Raw genomic sequence first — 19,197 nt, forward strand, 5'->3', positions numbered from 1 at the left:
TGAGCAACATGCTCCGAGGTCAGGCCAGCCGCGGCTAGAACGAACCGACGGCGGAGCCTAAGGTAATGATCGCAGCGAGCGCCAGCAAGGCGCCAACAATCGCGACCATGACGATGTCGAAGTAGCTTTCCCGGTGCGTTGCGCCGCAGACGGCGAGCAAGGTCACGACGGCGCCGTTGTGTGGCAGACTGTCGAGCGTGGCCGCGCCGATCACCGCTACGCGGTGCATCAGCGCCGGGTCGATGCCATGGATTGCGGCGAGCTGCATATAGGTTTCGCCAAGCGCGCCGAGGGCGATGGTCAGGCCGCCCGAGGCCGAACCAGTGAGCGCCGAGAGCACGTTGGTGGCCAGCGCCAAGCCAACCAGTGGACCGCCTTCGATGCCCAGTACCCAGTCGCGGACAGCCTCGAAGGCGGGCAGCGATGCGACTACCGCACCGAAGCCGACCAGGCTGGCGACGCTCAGGACGGGCAGCGCTGAAGCATTGAGGCCGGCATCCACCGTTTCGCGCAGCGCCAGCAGACGACCCCGGTTGAAGAGGTACAGCACGACGATCGCCAATGCCAGCGCGACGATCACCGACCAGACACCGCCGACGGTTGCCAGCGAGGTTTCACCCCAGCGCAGTTCCGCCAGGTAACTCGTGTCAAGGCGCGGCAGCACCAGCAGCGACATCGTCAGGTTGACCACCATGACGACGATGAGGGGCAACAGGGCAATGCCGATTCCCGGTAATTGCGGACTGCGCGTGCCGTGCTCGACCTCCGCCGGATCGAACTCGTGCGACGCCGTGGCGCGCTCGCGCACGACCGGGTCGTGCGCCGCACGGGAGGCCGAGTCGATTGGGCCGGCGAAGCCTTCGCCGGCGCGGCGCGCGGCGGACTCGCCGCGCGCCAGCCACCACAGCCCAAAGCCGAGCATGATAGCGGCCGCCATGAAGCCCAGACCGGGCGCGGCGAACGGCGTGGTGCCGAAGAACGGCATCGGGATCGCGTTCTGGATCGCTGGCGTGCCCGGCAAGGCCGACATCGTGAAGGTCGCGGTGCCCAGCATCACTGCCCCGGGCAGCAAGCGGTTCGGAACGTCGGCGGCGCGGAACAGGGCCTGCCCCATCGGAGCCAGCACGAACATCGCGACGAACACGCTGACGCCGCCGTAGGTGACCAATGCGCCGGCCAGTACCACGGCCAGGATGGCGCGGTGTGGCCCGAGTCGCTCGGTCATGAACTGCGCAATGGCGGTGACCGAGCCACTGTCGTCCATCAGCTTGCCGAACAGCGCACCAAGCAGGAACAGCGGAAAGAACTGCGCAATGAAGCCTGCGGCCGAACCCATGAAGGTCTGGGTCCAGTTGGCGAGCAGTGGATCGCCCGCGAAAGCCGCCGCGATCAGTGCCGCGACGGGCGCCAGCCCGAGCACGCTCCAGCCGCGAAAAGCCAGCCAGACGAGCAGTCCGAGGCCGAGCAGGATGCCGAGTAGACCCATGGTCAGAGTGTCTGCAGCAGGGTGTTAACGTTGAGCATGAGCTGTTGGCCACCGCTTTCGCTTTGCGCGTCGACCCACCAGTCAGCTGACAGGCTCTCTTCGTCGCGCAGCATGGCAATATTCTAGGACAAGTAAGAGGCACTCGTCCATGGCCCGTGTGGTTCCGCCATCACGGCAGGGGTCAAGCGGCAGCAACGAGGATCAAGGTCGGTCAGTGCAGCCGGTATTGAGCCAGACCTTCGGCCCTGGTGCCGCTACCTGCCCGCAGCTGCCGGCGGCACCACCGCCCCGGACACGCTCCGCAGGTGCATCTCGCGTTGTGGCAGCGGCACCTCGATACCGGCCTCCGCCAAGCCGTCGCGAATGGCTACGGACAGCGCGCTGTGCACCGCCACCCAGTCGGAACCAGGGGTGGTCCAGGCCCGTACGCTGAACTCCAGCGCGCCCGGGGTCAGGCCGGTCAGGACAGCGATCGGGGCGGGCGACAAGGCGATGCCATCGACGGCGCGCGCGATGTTCACCAGTAGTTCGATGGTCTGCTTGGGGCTCACGCTGTAGCCGCTGCTGACGCCGACGTGGATGCGCCTGCTCGTGCCGCTGAGCGTCCAGTTCACCAGCTTGTCGGCCAGCAGCATGCCGTTGGGCACCACCACCTCGGCACCGTCGAAGGTGGTGATGATCGTGGCCCGCATACCGATGTCGCGGACCTTGCCGCTGATCCCCGCCACATCCACCACATCACCAAGCCGGATCGGTCGCTCGAACATCAGGATCAGCCCAGCGACAAAGTTCTTCACCACATCCTGCAGGCCGAAACCGATGCCAACACCGAGCGCACCGAAGACGATGGCCAGTTGCCCCACCTGAAAGCCGGCCATGGCCAGCGCCAGCAGCAGGCCGATAAAGACGATGCCGTAATAGGTGAGCGTCGAGATGCTGTCACCCACCCCGCGCGGCAGGGCCAGCGCGGGCAGCAGGTCTTCGGCGAGCACCAGACGGATGGTTCTGGCCAGCCAGAAGGCCGCCCAGATCGCTACCGAAAACGCTGCGAGGTTCCCCAGGCTGATCGACAACAGGCCAAGTTGGAATTCATGCGTGAGCACCGTGACCAGCGAGGTGGAAAGTGGGCGATAGACGCGGAACGACTGCAGCGCGTAGACCAGCCAGGCTAGCACCATCAACGTGCGACCGAGCCGGGCCGCCAGCGGGATCAGCGAGCCGGAATGGCGCCCGGCGAAGCGCGCCAGCGTCGAGCGGGGAACCAGTACCTGGAACAAGGCCACCAGTACCGTGCTGCCGGCGTATAGTGCCAGCGCAGCATAACTGCTGTCGAGCAGCGCGCCGGTGAGCATCGTCGCCAGTGAGATATTGCCGAGGACGTTGGAACCCGCCGAGACGAGCAGCACAGCGCAGGCGACCCAGCCAAGGAAAGTCAGCGCCCGGACAGGTATCGGCCCGGCATCTTCAGCAGCGTGGCGCCGGGCGCGCAGCATGCGCCAGGACAGTATCAGCAACATCAGCAGGTTCAGGGCGAGGAGAACGCTGCGGTACAGCAACTGATCGCCGAGTAGCATCGAGGCCATGGTGTTGAGAAGATAGAATACCGCGCTGGAATAGGCCCAGGGGCCGACGCTGGCCAGCACGCGGCGCTTGACAAGCGCCAGCACCGGGATCCAGGTGAGCAGCATAACCGCCTGCTGGCGGAAGATCGGCCCCTGGATGTCATAGACCACAGCGCCCATCAAGACGAGCAACAACCATGCCGCCCAGGGCCGCGAGAGCGCGCGCATGGACGGCTCGCTGGCTTGCCCAGTCGCCACCAGCAAGCGGGCGCGATACCTCAGCCAGACCATCGCCGGCAGGAGCAGCACAGCGCCGGCCGCGAGGGCCGGCAGCCAGCGCACATTGGCGGCGTCGTAACTGCTGGCAAAGGTACGCTCGATATCGAGGCTACGGGTCAGACCGGCACTCACCGGCTCCCGCGATGCGGCCTCGCGCAATGCCAGCCACAGCGGCGGCGTGTCCATGCTCACCAGTCGCCGGTCCTGGTCTTCGACCATACTCGACACCGAGGCGATGCCCTGTTGCACCTGGGTTGCCAGCGCGCCGCCCGTTCGCCCGAGATCGAGCAGCCTGGCGAGGGGCACCGAGAGTACCTTTTCTGCGTCTTCGATCCTGACAATCAACTCCTCGACACGTTCCCGCAGCGCGGGTGGCAGACCCGCGGTATGAGCGGTGGCCTGCCAGGCCGCCCGTCGGTTTGCTAGGTCGGACACGTCCTCGGACTGGGCGTTGATCGTGCGCGCCAATTCCGCACGCGTCTGAGCGACGGATCGCTCGTAGAGCAGCCAGTGGCGTTGCAGGCTCTCGAGCCGGCGCACCGATAGCACGGCCAGATCACTCTTGCTGGACCGTTCCGCGAGCTGGTGGATGGCCTTGGCATGGCGCGCCAACGCCTCTTCGTAGCGCAGGGCTGCATCCGGCGCCTGCGCGCGGTGAACGATGGCCTGGACGTCCTGCTCATCGGCGTCGGCGCGCGCCGGAATATCGGCGGACCTGTGGGCGGGTGTCTGTACCGCGACGTCGGCCGGCGCAGGAGAGGTATCGGGGCCGGTAGTGATCGCCTGGGCCCGGACGGGTGTTGCCGCGACCAAGAGCCACAGCAGCAGCGTGCCGACGGCAAGCCGGGCAGGGCGCACGTGCTGGCGGAACGTCCTGCGGCAGGCAGGTGACCGGCGGCTGAGAGGGAACAGAAGGAACATAAATCCCATAAGTCTCGTGGTCCCTTCATCGCCACGTTCGTGGTTGTCTCCGGCTGTTCTTGAACCAGGTGCAGCCAACCCGGGATGAGGCGTTTCTGCTGCCTGCTCCCCGGCGTCCTACGGAAGGAGTCTCGCCAAACGCTTCAGCCGACGCGCCCTACTGGAGTGTCGCATCTTTGTGGAAAAAAAATCAATCCGACGCCAATCGGACGTGCCTCCCGTCCATCTGCATGCTGGTCGATGCTACCCCGACCACGAGCGATTGAATACCTGGCTGACGAGAGCCCAACGGACGCTGCATTCCGGGGCGTTCCCACCGCGACCGTAATGGCCTCGCTGGTGGGAGTCACCGCTTCGGGGTACGCGAGCGCAACGGGGATCTGGCCACCGTTCGCTTCCGTCACGCCGGTCTTCCAGGGCAAGGCCAGGGGCTTCTGCAAGTTGACAACCCACCTCCTCGCGTGCATTCTGCACCGCGGATGCCTCACCAAGGGCATTGTTTCCATTAGATACCTTCCGGCTGCAGGCCGGAGACGCCTGGAGAACCGACTCTCATGACGGCTAGCGACCAAAGCACGACTTCGCCGACGACAGCTCCGGTGCACGACCTCCGGGAGACCGTCGAGGAGCGAAGCGCGGCCGGCAAGGCGGCGCGCAAGCGGGCTCCGCGGGGCGCGTTTGCGCGCTGGGACGAGACAACGCGCGGGCACGACGCCCTCGACACGATCGTCGCCCAGAACGCGATCCGGGTTCCCGAATTGCTCCCCGTCCGACACGGCCGCATGGTGGCATCGCCGTGGAACTACTACCGCGGCGCCGCCGCGGTGATGGCTGCCGATCTTGCGTCCCGGCCCCACAGCGGGCTGCTGGTGCAACTCTGCGGCGACGCTCACGTCCTCAACTTCGGCCTGTGGGCGACGCCCGAGCGGAACCTCCTGTTTGACCTTCGCGACTTTGACGAGACGCTGCCCGGGCCCTTCGAGTGGGATGTGCAGCGACTCGCCGCGAGCCTGGTGGTGGCGGCTCGGGAGGACGGTCTCAAGGCGGCGACGGCGGATGAGGCGGTGGTAACGGCAGTGGAGGCGTACCGGGAGCGCATGGCCCGCTGCGCGAAGATGAGCGAGCTCAGCCTCTGGTACGACGGCACGCATGTCGACAGCCTGATCAGCTACTTCACACCCGCCGACCGCGGGCCGATCTCGGTGCATATCGAGAAGGAGTCCAGGAGCCGTACGCACCTCGGCGCGTTCGCCAAGCTCACCTCGATGGTCGACGGTCGGCCACGGATCGACGAGGACCCACCCTTCCGCGTCGCCATCGACGACGACGAGCAGGACGCACTGACCGACCAGTTCCTCGCTGGCTACCGGATGACCCTGCAGGAGGATCGGCGCTTTCTGTTCGACCGCTTCACGCTGGTTGACGTGGTCCGCCAGGTGGTCGGGGTGGGCAGCGTCGGCATGCGCGTCTATCTGGCCCTCTTCGAGGGCCGCAGCGGCAGCGACCCGCTGTTCCTGCAGATCAAGCAGGCCGGTGCGTCGGTATATGAGTCTTACCTCGGCCACAGCCGGCACGACAACCATGGCGCCCGGGTGATCGCCGGCAAGCGGGCGCTGCAAAGCGCGACCGGCATCTTCGTCGGCTGGGGCTCGTTCCAGGGCAGGGACTACTACGTACGGCAGTTCCGCGACATGAAGATCATCCTCGATATCAAATTGCTCGCCCCCTGCCTGGTCGAGTTCGCTGCCGCCTGTGGCGAGACTCTGGCGCGGGCCCATGCCCGCTCGGGAGACGCCGTGGCGATCAGCGCGTACCTCGGCAAGGGCTCGCAGTTCGCCACTGCCCTTTGCCACTTTGCCCGTGTTTACGCCGACCAGAACGAGCGCGACCACGCGCAACTCGAGCGCGCCATCGCCGCGGGTACGGTCGCGAGTGCACCGGGTTGGTAGGAACGCACTTCGAATTATCTGCCTCAGGCTCGCCCGCCAATCCACCGAAATTTTGACAAGGAGCCGCGCTGTGTTCGTGAACTCTGCCACCAAGCGAACCGCTTTTCTCTCCGGAACCAACGCCTTGCTGACGCTCACCACGTTGGTCCTGCTTGCGGCTTGTCAGCGCGCTGACGAAGCATCGGTGCCGGAGATTCGCCCGGTGCGCGTGACGACTATCGAAAGCCGTGCCGCGAGTGGTATCGTCTCCCTGACCGGCTCGGTGCAGGCGCAGACCGAGATCAACGAGTCATTCCGTATCGACGGCCGGTTGGTCGAGCGGACGGTGGATATCGGCGACAAGGTAAAGCCCGGTCAACTCATAGCGCGGCTGGACCCGCAGAACGAGGAAAGTGGCCTGCAGTCGGCGCGGGCGCAACTGGCGGCAGCACGGGCACAGTTGGTGGAGGCGCGCAACAATCACGCACGCATGCGCGAGCTGGTGGCCGAAGACGCCGTGTCGCGCGCCTCATTCGACCAGGCCGTGGCATTGCTGAAGACCGCCGAGTCGCAGGTCGAGGCGGTACAGTCGCAGGTCAGCCTCGCGGAGAACCGTCTGAGCTATACGCGCCTCTTCGCGAACGTGGCCGGCGTCGTGACGGCGCGTGGGCCGGAACCCGGCGAAGTCGTTGCGGCCGGACGCATGATCGTCCAGGTGGCGCGCGAGGGCGCGCGCGACGCTGTGTTCGACGTGCCAGGCCGCATCAAGGACGTCGCGCCGAAGATTCCAGAGATCACGGTGGCGCTGACCGACGACCCGCGGGTGACGGTTGCCGGCCGGGTACGGGAAGTCTCGCCGCGCGCGGATCCGGTGACCGGCACCTTCGCAGTTCGCGTACGCCTGATCGACCCGCCGCCGGCCATGCGCCTGGGCAGCACCGTTACGGGCAGGATGCAACTGCCCGAGGCGCTTGCCATCGAGGTGCCGGCCTCAGCGCTGGTACGCGCCGACGGAAAGACCGCGGTATGGGTGGTCGACAAGGCTTCGAGCACCGTGTCGTTGCGCAACGTCCAACTGGGCGGGGGCGACGCCAACACCGTGCAGGTGGCCGCGGGGCTGAACCCAGGCGACGTCGTCGTCATCGCCGGCGCGCAGGCGCTGCGCCCGGGCCAGAAAGTGCGCGTGCCGGAGACCCGCTCGTGATCGGACCGAACCTGTCGGAATGGGCGCTCAAAAAGCGCTCGCTGGTCGTCTTACTGATGATCCTGGCCGTGGGGGCCGGCGTCATGTCCTTCTTCAAGCTGGGGCGCGGCGAGGACCCGGCGATCACCACGCGCACGATGGTCGTCGCGGCCGGCTGGCCCGGTGCGACGGTGGACGAGACAATGAAGCAGGTTACCGAGCGGCTCGAGCGTACCCTGCAGGAGACCGACTACCTCGATCGCCTGCGCAGCTACACCATCGCCGGGCAGACGACGATCTTCGTTGACCTGAAGCAATCGACGCCGCCTCACAAGATTCCCGACATCTGGTACCAGGTGCGCAAGAACATCGGCGATATGCGCCACACGCTGCCGCAGGGAGTGCTTGGGCCGTTCCTCAATGACGACTTCGGCGACACCTTCGGCATCATTTACGGGTTCACCGCCGACGGCTTCGGTTTCCGCGAACTGCGCGACCATGTCGAGGCAGCGCGCTCGCGGCTGCTGCAGTTGCCCGACGTGTCGAAGATCGAGGTCATGGGCGCGCAGGACGAGCAGATCTTCATCGAATTCTCCACCGAGCGGCTGGCCGGGCTGCGCCTGAACCTGGGCCAGATCATTGCCACGCTGCAAGCGCAGAACCTGGTGCGCCCGACCGGCACGATCCAGGGCGAGCAGGAGCGCGTGTTCCTGCGCGTGTCCGGCGCCTTCGACTCGGAGCGCGACATCGAGGCGGTGAACATCGTCGTCGGCGACCGCATCTTCCGCCTCGGCGACATCGCCACCGTGCGGCGCGGCTTCACCGACCCGCCGCAGCCGATGTTCCGCGTCAACGGCAAGCCGGCCATCGGCTTGGCCATTGCCATGCGCGACGCCGGCGACATCCTGGCGCTCGGCGAGAACGTGCGCAAGGCGATGGCCGAGATCACCGCCAACCTGCCGCTCGGCATCGAGCCGGTGCTGGTCGCCGACCAGGCAGTCACCGTCGACCACGCGATCAGCGACTTCATGACCTCGCTCTGGCAGGCCATCGTCATCATTCTCGTGTGCAGCTTCGTCAGCCTGGGGATGCGGCCAGGCACCGTGGTGGCGCTGGCCATTCCGCTGACGATGGCGATCGTCTTCGCGGTCATGGACGTGGCGAACATCGACCTGCACCGCATCTCGCTCGGTGCGCTGATCATCGCGCTCGGGATGCTGGTCGACGACGCGATGACCACGGTGGACGCGATGCTGCGCCGGCTGGGAGCCGGCGACACCCCGGACCAGGCCGCGACCTTTGCCTACCGCACGCTGGCCGCGCCGATGCTGATCGGCACGCTGGTCACGATCGCCAGCTTCGTGCCGATCGGCTTCGCCAAGAGCTCGGCCGGCGAGTACACCTTCTCGATCTTCTCGGTGGTGGCCATCTCGTTGATCGTCTCGTGGCTGGTGGCGGTGATCTTTGCGCCGCTGATCGGCAAGGCGCTACTGAAGCCGCCGAAGCAGCAACAGACCGAGGCCAAGCCGGGCAAGCTGCTGCAGGTCTACAGCGCTTTCGTGCAGGGGGCGATCCGCATGAAATGGCTGACCATCGGCGTGACGCTAGCGGTCTTCGTCGCCGCGCTCTACCTGTCGAGCCACGTGTCGCGGCAGTTCTTTCCTTCCAGCGACCGCCCTGAGCTGACGGTGGACCTGACACTGCGCCAGAACGCGTCGATCTTCGCGACGGAGCAGGAGGTCAAGCGGCTGGAAGAGATCCTGAAGACCGACTCCGACGTTAAGCACTTCAGCAGCTACGTCGGTCGCGGCGCGATCCGCTTCATCCTGACGCTCGATGTCCAGCTGGCCAACCCCTTCTTCGGCCAGTTCGTCGTCGTGACCAAGGACCTCGAGGCGCGCGAGCGGCTGCGCGTCAAGCTCGAGAAGGTGCTCGCCGAGCAGTTCCCCGGCGTCGTCTCGCGTGTGTCGCCGCTTGAGCTGGGGCCGCCGGTGGGCTGGCCTCTGCAGTACCGCGTGTCGGGTCCGGACAAGGACGAAGTGCGGCGTCTTTCGCTGGAACTGGCCAACGTGGTCGGCACCGACGCGCGCACGCGGCACTTGCACTTCGACTGGATGGAGCCGGCACGCCAGTTGCGCGTCAAGATTAACCAGGACCAGGCCCGGCAGCTCGGCGTCAGTTCGGCCGCGATTGCCGGTGTGCTCAACGCCGCCATCTCCGGCGCGCCGGTGACGCAGGTGCGCGACGACATCTATCTGGTCAACGCCGTGGTACGCGCCGCCGATGGTGAACGCGCCTCGTTCCAGACCTTGGCGTCGCTGCAGGTGCCGACGCCAAGCGGGCGCATGGTGCCGCTCCAGCAGTTCGCGACCTTCGTCGAGGAGCAGGAGTTCCCGGTGGTGTGGCGCCGCGACCGGGTGCCGACGCTGACGGTGCGCGCCGACGTCAACCCTGGCGTGCTGCCCGACGACGTGGTGTCCGCGCTGGCACCGAAGATCGCCGAGTTCGGCGCCAAGCTGACCACGCCCTACAAGGTCGAGACCGGCGGCCTGTTCGAGGAGAGCCAGACCTCGCAGGCCTCGGTCTTCGCGGTGGTGCCGCTGATGATCGTGCTGATGCTGCTGGCGATGATGGTCATGCTGGTCAGCTTCCGCCGCCTCGCCATGGTCGTGGCGATCCTGCCGCTGGGGCTGATCGGCGTGGTGTTCACGCTGCTGGTGTTCAACCGTCCGCTGGGCTTCGTCGCCATCCTCGGCATCCTGGCGCTGATCGGGATGATCGCCAAGAACGCGGTGATCCTGATCGTCTCGATCGAGGAGGAGCGCGCCGCCGGGCTCAGCGTGCGCGACGCGGTGCTGGGCTCGGCGACCAACCGGCTGCGGCCGATGATGCTGGCGGCGATGTCCACCGTGCTCGGCCTGCTCCCGATCGCGCCCACCGTGTTCTGGGGACCGATGGCCTTTGCCATCATGGGCGGCCTGCTGGTGGCGACGCTGCTGACGCTGGTTTTCCTGCCGACGCTTTACATGACGGTGTTCGGCAACGAGAAGACGCCGGCGGCTGATGCCGTGGCCGTGGAGCAATCGTCATGACGTCGCAGCCGGCGGCGATGCCGCTCAGCCGGCACGGTGCCTGGACCGTGGCAGAGCAGCGCGCACGAGCGCGCCGGGCCGTTCCCGCGCTCATCCTGGAGGAAGCAGCAAGGAGGGTTGTCCGGTGACCGGCGTGCCCGAAGGTGGTCTGACCCGTGCTCTGGCCGTGCGTGCGCTGTTGTACTTTGCCCTGTGGATCGTCGTCGACCAGAGCGCCAAGCCGGCGAACCTGGTGTTCGGCCTGCTGACCAGCGCTGCGGCCACCTGGGCGAGCGTCAAGCTGCTGCCGCCGACCAGCGGCGGCGTGCGCCTCGGCCAGCTGCTGATGCTCCTGCCGCGCTTCCTGTGGCAGTCGCTGGTGGCCGGCACCGATGTCGCGCGCCGCGCCTTCGCACCGCAGCCGCGCTTGCAGCCGGGCTTCGTCGACTATCCCGTTGGGCTGCCACGCGGCGCGGGGCGCAACGCCTTCGAGCTGATCGCCAGCCTGATGCCGGGGACGGTGGCCAGCGACGGAACACCGGAGGTGATCGAGTTCCATTGCCTCGACACGGGGCAAGCGGTGGTCGAGCAACTGGCCGCCGAGGAGCGTGCCTACGCCAAGGCGCTGCAGCCGGCGCCGCGCGATGGCTGATTTTCTGCTCTCCGCGGCGGCCTTCGTCGTGCTGATGGTGGCCGTCGGCCTGGTGCGCGTGGGGCGCGGACCGGGCCGCGCCGAGCGCATGATGGCTGCGCAGCTGCTGGGCACCGGCGCCATCAGCGCGCTGCTGCTGTTCGGAGCGGCCTCCGGCGACCGGGCGATGTTCGACGTGGCACTGACGCTGGCGCTGCTCTCCGCCTTCGCGTCGATCGCCTTCGTCAAGTTCGCGCTGCGCCAGGACCAGAAAGTCGCCGACGACGATGCCACGGACGGTGCAAGGTGAGCATTGTGCTCAACGTCTTCAGCATTGTCGCCATTGTCGCCGGCCTGGTGTTCTTTCTCGCGGGCACGGTCGGGCTTTTGCGCTTTCCCGATGCCTACACGCGGCTGCATGCGCTGACCAAGGCTGACAACCTGGGCGTCGTGCTGGTGGTCGCCGGTCTGCTGCCGCAAATGGATGGCGTGCTCGCGGCGTTGAAGCTGGTGCTGGTGTGGCTGCTGGTGATGCTGTCCAGCGGGGCGGTGTCGCAGCTCATCGCGCGCTCGGTGCGGCGCCGGGAATGCAGCGAATGAGCGCGCCGGGCCGCTGCCAGGCGCTGATCCCGAAGCGCGCAGGGTAGTCGAATGACGGCGCTCGTCAGCCTGGTCGTTGCATTGCTGCTGCTGTGGCTGGCGCTGTGGACCGTGGTCGCGCGCGACGCCTTCGTGGCGGTAGCCGGTTTCGTTGTCTACGGCTTGCTGCTGTCGCTGGTGTGGGTGCGGCTGGCCGGCATCGACGTCGCGCTGACCGAGGCGGCCATCGGCGGCGGCCTGACCGGCGCGCTGTTGCTCGGCGCGGTGGGGCGGCTGCGCGGCACCGAGGCGGCGGCCTGGTCCGAGCGCAGCGGCGCCGGTACGCGCGCATTCGCAGTGTTGCTGTCGGGGAGCGTCGCCACGGTGCTCGCGCTGTGCGTGCTGGCGTTGCCCGAGCCCGCGCCGACGCTGGCGCCGCGGGTGGTTGAGAACCTTGCGGCCACTGGCGTCGGCAACCCGATCACCGGCGTGCTGCTCGCCTTCCGCGCGCTGGATACGCTGCTCGAGGCGATCGTGCTGGTGATCGCGCTGATCGGCGTGTGGTCGCTGGCGCCTGACCGCTTCTGGGGCGGCCGCCCCGGGCCGCGCTACGGCGCAGACCCCGACGGCATCCTCACCTACCTGGCGCGCGTGCTGCCGCCGATCGGCATCGTCGTCGGCCTCTACCTGTTCTGGGCCGGCGCCGACCACCCGGGCGGCAAGTTCCAGAGCGCCACCATCCTGGCGGCGATGTGGATGCTGGTGCAGATGGCCGGCCTGGGCGATGCACCGCGCATCGACAGCCGCTGGCTACGCGCCGGCATCGTCGTCGGGCCACTGGTGTTCGTCGCCGTCGGCTTGCTCGGTGCGTGGCAGGCGGGCGCCTTCCTTGGCTATCCCGACGGCTGGGCCAAGCCGATGATCGTGGTCATCGAGCTGGCGCTGCTGCCGACGCTGGTGCTGGTGCTGGCCTTGCTATTGAACGGGGCACCGGCGCGCAACGCCGACTCCTCGCCGGCGCTCGGCGAACCTTCCCTGTCAGCGCGCAGCACCAGGCCCATGCCAACCGGGAGTACCGGGCGATGAACGTCGAGACGCTGTTCGCGCTGTGCGCCTGCGCGCTGGTGGGCATCGGCCTGTACGGGCTGATCGTGCAGCCGCACCCGCTGCGCAAGCTGGTGGCATTCAACATCATGGGCTCGGGCGTGTTCGTGCTCTTCGGCGCGTTGGCCAAACGCGGCGCCGCCGCCGGCATGGCCGCCGACCCGGTGCCGCAGGCGCTGCTGATCACCGCCATCGTCGTCGCCTTCGCCGCCACCGCAGTGACGGTGGCGCTGCTGCTGGGGCTGATCGAATCGACCGCTACCGCGTCGCTGGCCGACGAGCCGCCGTCCGGCGATTGAGCGGAAGCACCGGCGGTGGAACTATGGACGAGCACCTACGGAGGCGCGCTGCTGGCGCCGGTGGTGCTGTTGCCCTTCGTCGGCATGCTGCTCGGTTTGCTGCTGGGCGGGCGCCAGGTGCAGCGCGTGGCCGTCGCGTTCATGCCATTGGGGCTGGCGCTGGCGCTGGGCATCACGGCCGCGTGGCTGCGCGAAGGCCAGACGCTGGTCTACCTGCTCGGCGGCTGGGCGCCGCCGCTGGGCATCGCGCTGCGCGCCGACGGACCGGCGGTGGTCATGCTGCTGGCAGTGGCCGTGGTGGTCTGCGGCATCGGCATTTTCGCGCGCGCCGACTTCGGCACGCCGCTGGGCGTCAGGGAGTCGCGCGCCGCGTTCAGCTATTGGCTGCTGCTGATGGCGGTGTGGGGTGCGCTGAACCTGGTTTTCGTCAGCGGCGACCTGTTTACGCTGTATGTCGCGCTGGAGCTGCTGACTTTCGCCGGCGTGCCGCTGGTGTGCCTGGCGGGCAGCGGCGAGACACTGCGCGCCGCGCTGCGCTACATGCTGTTTGCACTGTGCGGCTCGGTGCTGTACCTGCTCGGCGCGGTGCTGTTGTACGGCGGCTATGGCACGCTGGACATCCCGCTTCTGGCCGACGCGGTGCAGCCCGAACCGATCGCCCGGACGGCTCTGGCGTTGATGACCGCCGGCCTGCTGGCCAAGACCGCGCTCTTCCCGCTGCACATCTGGCTGCCGCCGGCGCATGGCGGCGCGCCCGCGGCAGCCAGTGCGGTCCTGTCGGCGCTGGTGATCAAGGGCTCGTGGTTCCTCGTCGTGCGGCTGTGGTTCGACGTGATGCCGGGCGTCGTGACCCTGCCGTCGGCGCAACTGCTCGGGGCTCTGGGCGCGATGGCCATCGTCATCGGCAGCGTCGTGGCGCTGCGTCAGGAGCGCTTGAAGTTGCTGGTTGCCTATTCGACGATGGCCCAGATCGGCTACCTGTTCCTCATGTTCCCGCTCGCCTTCGACGCCACCGGCAACGCGCTGATGCACGGCGCGGCCCTGACCGGCGGACTGTTGCAGGCGGTGTCGCATGCCACCGCCAAGGCCGGTATGTTCATGGCCGCCGGCCTCATCTATGCGGCGCTCGGGCACGACCGCATCGCCGACCTGGCCGGCGTCGCCCGCGCGCTGCCCGTCACCGTGCTGGCGTTTGTGCTGGCCGGCATTGCGCTGATGGGAGTGGTGCCGAGTGGTGCCTATCTGGCGAAGAAGCTCTTGCTCGATGCTGCCGACGGCTCGGGGCAGTGGTGGTGGACGATCGTGCTGCAAGGCGGTGCCGTGTTCACCGCCGGCTATGTGGTGCTGGTGCTGGTCAATGTTCTGCGCCGTCGCTCCGCTGCCCTGATTCTGGTGAAGCGCGTCTCGCGACGTTCCGAATTCGCGGCACTGGTGCTCTCCGTAGGCTCGCTGTTGCTTGCCCTCGCCGCACTGGGGCCGGTTCCCGGCCATCTCGTGTCGAACCCGCTGGCGCCCAGGGAACTGGCAACGACGGTGCTGGTGCTGGTGGGCGGCGCGCTGCTGGCGCTGGGACTATCGCGCGCGCCGTTGCTCGCTGCGGCACGGTCTGCCGCGGCGGCAAATGAAGGCTGGCTGCGCCATGCTGCGGTGGCCGTAGGCACGGCCTTCGAGCAGGCCGACCGGCTCGTTCGGCGCTGGCCGTTCGCCAGCATCGCCTTGCTCACGCTGGCGGCGGCGTTCGGCGGGCTGCTGCTCGTCGGCGCACCGAAATGAGTGCGGCGCATGTTCGCTCACGCAGGAGAGGCGCTGGCTGCGATCGACATTCGACGAGGACCCGCGGCCGATGACAAGGCCTTGCGAGCGCGCGTTGGCGCGGATGAATATTGTTACAATGCGCGGCGTCAGGGCATCGGGCCCGGCACGGCGGTCGAACGGCAGTCGACGCCTGCCTCAGCCGCGCATCACAGGAGGGAAACCGACATGAGGATCAACGTGCTCGTGGCACTGCTGGCCACCGGCCTTGCCGGCTGCATGGTCGGACCCGACTACGTGCGCCCCACGGTGGAGTCGCCGACCACATGGCGTATCGATTATCCGATGGCGGCCGAAGTGGCCAACACCAGGTGGTGGGAGCAGTTCGGCGACCCGGTGTTGAACGATCTGGTCGATAGCGCGCTGCGCGAGAACCGCGACGTGCGCATCGCAGCAGCGCGAGTCGATCAGTTCATCGGCGCGCTGACCGCCACCCGCTCGCAGTTGTACCCGCAGATTGGCTATGGCGCCGAAGCCAGCCGGACGCGCGCCAGTCGTGTTGGCCAACCGCCGCTGCCGGCCGGCGCCGACCCGTATTTTTCACTCTACCAGGCATCGCTCGGCGCGTCCTGGCAACTCGACCTCTTTGGTCGCGTGCGCCGCCTCAGCGAGGCCGCGCAGGCGCAGGTCTATGCCAGCGAGCAGGCGCAGCGCGGCGTCGTGCTGTCGCTGGTGACGAGCGTCGCCACCAGCTACATCTCGCTGCGCGCACTCGACCGCCAGCTGGAAATAGCGCAGGCAACGGCCAGGAACTTCGGCGCCACCGCCCGGCTGTTCGACCTGCGCTTCAAAGCCGGCATCGTCGCCAAGACCGAAGTGATGCAGATCACCTCGCAGTACCAGCAGGCGCTGGCCGCGATTCCGGCCTTCGAGCAGGCGATTGCGGCGCAGGAGAACCTGATCTCCATCCTGCTCGGCCGCAACCCGGGGCCGATCGCGCGAGGCAAGACCATCGACCAGCTCGTCGCGCCGCTGATCCCGGCCGACCTGCCCTCGACGCTGCTGCAACGCCGGCCCGACGTCCTGCAGGCGGAGCAGAATCTGGTCGCCACCAACGCCAACGTCGGCGCCACGCGTGCTCTCTACTATCCGACCGTCTCGATCACCGGGCTGCTCGGCAGCGTCAGCACGGCATTCAGCAGCGTCTTTACCGGCCCGGCAAGCGCCGGCCTGGTCGCTGCCGGCGTCAGCGGCCCGATCTTCACGTTCGGGGGGATCGCGGGCCAGGTCAGCTCGGCGGAGGCGCAATACGAGCAGGCGCTGCTCTTTTATCAACAGACCATCCTGAGTGCGTTTCGCGAGACCAACGATGCGCTGACCGGGTCGCAGAAGAAGATCGAGGAAGTCGCAGTGCAGAGCAAGCGAGTGGACGCCCTGCGCGAGTTCGCACGGCTGTCGAAGCTGCGCTTCGACAAGGGAGTCGCGGCTTATCTCGATGTGCTGGTGGCCGAGAACGAGTTGTTTGCAGCCGAGCTGGCAGGCGTGCGCCTGCTTGCCGACCGCTACACGCAACTGGTCAATGTGTACCAGGCAATGGGCGGTGGCTGGGTCGATATTGCGGCTGCAATGGCGCCGCCGCCGCCGAGCACGCTGACCGCACAAGCGCAGTAGCGTCAAGGCGCCGTCTGCATGACAGTCCCGCCGACAGCGCGTCGGTCGGGACAAGCCTCAAACCAACACTTGTTCAAAGGAATGATATTGACCCACAATCTGCGTAGCGCGCCGAGGCGCGCCCTCCCCATCGCGACGGCTGCCGCGATGTTCAGCCTGGTTCCGGCTTTCGCACCGACGATGGCGCGGGCCGACATCAACCTTGTGGCTCCGAGCCGCACCATCGATCCCGCCGCGCCGTTCAGGCTCTCGCTGATGGTGACCGGTGAGGCCGAATCGCGTTCCTATTCCCTGCCCGAGGTACTTCGCGTCAACCTGACGCCTGACCTGGGTGCTGTGGCTCGTGTCGAATTGCGGCGCGAGACGCCGGTGCCCGACCAGATCAGTCTGCGCCAGGGCGAATTCAGGCGCATCGACTATGTCGGCGAGGTGCCACCGAACCTGCGCGGCCGGGTTCGCGTTGACGCCATCGACATGGACGCTCCGGCCATGCTGGTGCAGCTGTCCACGCCAAGGGAACCAGCAGCGGCAGAACCGCTCCTGCCGCCAGCCAGCGGCGGTGAACGCATTGCGCAGGCCGACGAGGCAGCGACGACCGACCGTGCGCCGGTCACGATCCTGAGCGTGCGCTCCGACAACGATCCCAACCGACAGGACGAAGGCCGCCTGTCCTTTCACGAACCCATGTTCTTCATTGCCGGCGCCGGCAGCGATGCCAACGCACAGGCTCAGTTGAGCTTCAAGCTGCGCCTCTACGAACCGGCCGACAAGAACTCGCGCCGGTTCTTCGACAACCTGTACTTCGCCTACACGCAGGCGGCGTTCTGGGATCTCACTGCGGATTCGAAGCCCTTCCTCGACACCAACTACATCCCCAGCTTCTTCTACTACGTCCCCAACACCGACTGGCGCGTCGGTGGCAATGCGGTCGGCATCGCGGCTGGTTACGAGCACGAATCCAACGGCAAGGACGACATCGACTCACGCAGCATCGACACCCTGTTCGTGCGACCGTACTTCGCCTTCGGCGACACGCGCGATTTCCACTGGACGTTCTCGCCCAAGATCTATGCCTACATCGAAAAGAGCGAGAACCCCGATATCCAGAAGTACCGTGGCTACGGCGACTTTCGCTTTACCTATGGCAAGAACGACGACTGGCAAGCAGCATGGATCCTGCGCAAGGGAACCAAGTCGAGTGCGTTCAGCTCCGACCTGCAGTTCACCTACCCGCTCAACAGGCTGCTGCCCGGCCTGTCGGGTTACCTGATGGCGCAGTATTTCACGGGCTACGGCGAGACCCTGCTCGACTACAATCAGCGCGAGCCGTGGAGCGTGCGTATTGGCTACGCGATCTCGCGCTGACGGCGCGCGCTACTGAGGGAAAGCAAAACCGCCGTAATGCAGGGCATCACGGCGGTTTGCGTCGATCAGCAGCACACCGGAAGAAGCACTCGGATCAGCGTTTGGCCATGGCCGCATCGCGCTTGGCCTTTGCGGCGGCCATGGCGTCACGGCGGGTTTCGGTAATGGCCTTCATCTTGGCGTCGAAGTCGGGCTTGGTGGCCTCCATGGCCTGCCTCCTGGCAACGCGCCCGGCGACCACCGGGTCCTTGCCGCTCGCCTTGGCTTCGGCCACGGCCTTGTCCACAGCTGCCTTGACAGTAGCAGCGCGTTCAGCACGGATGGGTTTGGCGGCTTCGTTGAACGCATTCCGTGCAGCACGCTGCTCGTTGCGCATCACCACGACGGGGTCACTACTGGCCGCTGCGGTAGCCTTGGCTGGGGCAGGGGTGGCGGGTGAAGTCTGGGCATGCACAAGCCCACCCATCAGGGCAAACGACAAGGCGGAGGCGACGATCAAATTTTTCATGGGAGGTCTTTCACGGGATGTAAGGGTGGCGGGACAGGAAATCCGACGGCACCATTTGGAGTCTATGGGCCCGCATCAGGCAGCGTCGTGCCCGAGTCTAGGTTGAACAGTTTGCCATCGTCAAGCAAAAAGCCGAATTGCAGCCATCGCCAACGGTCAACCCGCTGAAATGAAATGAAGTTCGATTGCGCTACAATTCAAGGCCGGAACATGGGGTTCCGCTGACCGTGTTGAACCAGAATGAAGGAGAACGTTTTCATGAGCGACCTGATAGTCATAGGCTACGAGGATCAATTCAAGGCCGAAGAAGTGCGCACCCAATTGCTCAAACTGCAGAAGGAATACCTGATCGATCTGGAAGACGCCGTGGTCGCCGTCAAGGATGATTCCGGCAAGGTCAAGCTGCATCAGATCTTCAATGTCACCGCTGCGGGCGCAGTGAGCGGTGGTTTCTGGGGTACCCTGATCGGCCTGATCTTCCTGAACCCGCTGATCGGGCTGGCAGCAGGCGCCGGCGTCGGCGCGCTCAGCGGGGCGCTGACCGATGTCGGCATCAATGACGATTTCATGAAGGATCTCGCGGCGACCTTCAAGAACGGCAGCTCACTGCTCTTTGTGCTGGTGCGCAAATCGACGCCTGACAAGGTGCTGGCCGAGATTCAGGGCAGCGGCGGCAAGGTCATCAAGACCTCGCTGACGCACGAACAGGAACAGAAGCTGCAGGCGGCGCTTGATGCCAGCAAGGCGCCGGCCGCCGACTAAGGGAAAGGTCGGGGTGCGTGCGAGCGCACCCTCGGCAAGCGGAGGCAAGAACTCGCAGAAAGACGTGTTCTTGAACAAAGCGGCAGTAGTGAACGC

The 19,197-nt window shown here is 66.8% G+C and carries 15 protein-coding genes; 12 read left to right on the forward strand and 3 right to left on the reverse strand.

Annotation, left to right across the window (positions count from 1 at the left end; translation table 11 throughout):
• Nucleotides 1-34 precede the first annotated feature (34 nt).
• On the reverse strand, nt 35-1,486 hold the full coding sequence (locus V5B44_RS10845) for a GntP family permease (RefSeq protein ID WP_332359044.1): 1,452 nt from the start codon (nt 1,484-1,486) through the stop codon (nt 35-37).
• Nucleotides 1,487-1,740: 254 nt separating this feature from the next.
• On the reverse strand, nt 1,741-4,185 hold the full coding sequence (locus tag V5B44_RS10850) for a mechanosensitive ion channel family protein (protein ID WP_332359045.1): 2,445 nt from the start codon (nt 4,183-4,185) through the stop codon (nt 1,741-1,743).
• Nucleotides 4,186-4,802: 617 nt separating this feature from the next.
• Here V5B44_RS10850 and V5B44_RS10855 point away from each other — a divergent pair.
• The 11 genes from V5B44_RS10855 to V5B44_RS10905 all read left to right on the forward strand — a co-directional run bounded on the left by V5B44_RS10855 (nt 4,803) and on the right by V5B44_RS10905 (nt 17,831).
• Nucleotides 4,803-6,197 (forward strand): DUF2252 domain-containing protein, encoded by a 1,395-nt coding sequence (locus tag V5B44_RS10855; RefSeq protein WP_332359046.1) that lies wholly within the window; start codon nt 4,803-4,805, stop codon nt 6,195-6,197.
• 124 nt (nt 6,198-6,321) lie between these two features.
• A complete protein-coding gene (locus V5B44_RS10860; RefSeq protein ID WP_332359047.1) occupies nt 6,322-7,380 on the forward strand; it encodes an efflux RND transporter periplasmic adaptor subunit in 1,059 nt (352 codons plus the stop codon).
• Nucleotides 7,377-10,451, forward strand: coding sequence for an efflux RND transporter permease subunit (locus tag V5B44_RS10865; protein ID WP_332359048.1), 3,075 nt, complete (start codon nt 7,377-7,379; stop codon nt 10,449-10,451). The genes V5B44_RS10860 and V5B44_RS10865 overlap by 4 nt, the downstream gene beginning before the upstream one ends.
• Before the next feature lie 124 nt (nt 10,452-10,575).
• Nucleotides 10,576-11,082 (forward strand): Na+/H+ antiporter subunit E, encoded by a 507-nt coding sequence (locus V5B44_RS10870; RefSeq protein WP_332359049.1) that lies wholly within the window; start codon nt 10,576-10,578, stop codon nt 11,080-11,082.
• The gene (locus tag V5B44_RS10875; protein ID WP_332359050.1) at nt 11,075-11,371 is read left to right on the forward strand and encodes a monovalent cation/H+ antiporter complex subunit F; all 297 of its coding nucleotides are present in this window, start codon (nt 11,075-11,077) and stop codon (nt 11,369-11,371) included. Before V5B44_RS10870 ends, V5B44_RS10875 begins: the two co-directional genes overlap by 8 nt.
• On the forward strand, nt 11,368-11,661 hold the full coding sequence (locus V5B44_RS10880; RefSeq protein ID WP_332359051.1) for a cation:proton antiporter: 294 nt from the start codon (nt 11,368-11,370) through the stop codon (nt 11,659-11,661). The genes V5B44_RS10875 and V5B44_RS10880 overlap by 4 nt, the downstream gene beginning before the upstream one ends.
• A gap of 51 nt (nt 11,662-11,712) precedes the next feature.
• Nucleotides 11,713-12,726, forward strand: a complete 1,014-nt coding sequence (locus tag V5B44_RS10885) for a hydrogenase subunit MbhD domain-containing protein (protein WP_332359052.1) — start codon at nt 11,713-11,715, stop codon at nt 12,724-12,726.
• The gene (locus V5B44_RS10890; RefSeq protein WP_332359053.1) at nt 12,723-13,043 is read left to right on the forward strand and encodes an NADH-quinone oxidoreductase subunit K; all 321 of its coding nucleotides are present in this window, start codon (nt 12,723-12,725) and stop codon (nt 13,041-13,043) included. The genes V5B44_RS10885 and V5B44_RS10890 overlap by 4 nt, the downstream gene beginning before the upstream one ends.
• 15 nt (nt 13,044-13,058) lie before the next feature.
• A complete protein-coding gene (locus V5B44_RS10895; protein ID WP_332359054.1) occupies nt 13,059-14,816 on the forward strand; it encodes a complex I subunit 5 family protein in 1,758 nt (585 codons plus the stop codon).
• 207 nt (nt 14,817-15,023) lie between these two features.
• Nucleotides 15,024-16,466 carry an efflux transporter outer membrane subunit gene (locus tag V5B44_RS10900; RefSeq protein WP_332359055.1) on the forward strand — a complete coding sequence of 481 codons (1,443 nt, stop codon included), beginning with the start codon at nt 15,024-15,026 and terminating at the stop codon, nt 16,464-16,466.
• 87 nt (nt 16,467-16,553) lie between these two features.
• Complete coding sequence (locus tag V5B44_RS10905; RefSeq protein ID WP_332359056.1) at nt 16,554-17,831, forward strand: phospholipase A; 1,278 nt, start codon at nt 16,554-16,556, stop codon at nt 17,829-17,831.
• Between the two features lie 94 nt (nt 17,832-17,925).
• Here the strand turns inward: V5B44_RS10905 and V5B44_RS10910 are convergent, their stop codons facing one another.
• The gene (locus V5B44_RS10910) at nt 17,926-18,339 is read right to left on the reverse strand and encodes a hypothetical protein (protein WP_332359057.1); all 414 of its coding nucleotides are present in this window, start codon (nt 18,337-18,339) and stop codon (nt 17,926-17,928) included.
• 258 nt (nt 18,340-18,597) lie between these two features.
• On the opposite strand from V5B44_RS10910, the gene V5B44_RS10915 reads away from it, so the two are divergent.
• Nucleotides 18,598-19,101, forward strand: a complete 504-nt coding sequence (locus V5B44_RS10915) for a DUF1269 domain-containing protein (RefSeq protein WP_332359058.1) — start codon at nt 18,598-18,600, stop codon at nt 19,099-19,101.
• The last annotated feature ends 96 nt before the right edge of the window (nt 19,102-19,197 follow it).

It is taken from the genome of Candidatus Accumulibacter necessarius, assembly GCF_036625085.1.

What these genes read in the sequence shown, in the direction of transcription:
- V5B44_RS10845 (WP_332359044.1), bottom strand. Translation starts at nt 1,486, where the DNA reads ATGGGTCTACTCGGCATCCTGCTCGGCCTCGGACTGCTCGTCTGGCTG.
- V5B44_RS10855 (WP_332359046.1), top strand. Translation starts at nt 4,803, where the DNA reads ATGACGGCTAGCGACCAAAGCACGACTTCGCCGACGACAGCTCCGGTG.
- V5B44_RS10875 (WP_332359050.1), top strand. Translation starts at nt 11,075, where the DNA reads ATGGCTGATTTTCTGCTCTCCGCGGCGGCCTTCGTCGTGCTGATGGTG.
- V5B44_RS10885 (WP_332359052.1), top strand. Translation starts at nt 11,713, where the DNA reads ATGACGGCGCTCGTCAGCCTGGTCGTTGCATTGCTGCTGCTGTGGCTG.
- V5B44_RS10890 (WP_332359053.1), top strand. Translation starts at nt 12,723, where the DNA reads ATGAACGTCGAGACGCTGTTCGCGCTGTGCGCCTGCGCGCTGGTGGGC.
- V5B44_RS10900 (WP_332359055.1), top strand. Translation starts at nt 15,024, where the DNA reads ATGAGGATCAACGTGCTCGTGGCACTGCTGGCCACCGGCCTTGCCGGC.
- V5B44_RS10910 (WP_332359057.1), bottom strand. Translation starts at nt 18,339, where the DNA reads ATGAAAAATTTGATCGTCGCCTCCGCCTTGTCGTTTGCCCTGATGGGT.
- V5B44_RS10915 (WP_332359058.1), top strand. Translation starts at nt 18,598, where the DNA reads ATGAGCGACCTGATAGTCATAGGCTACGAGGATCAATTCAAGGCCGAA.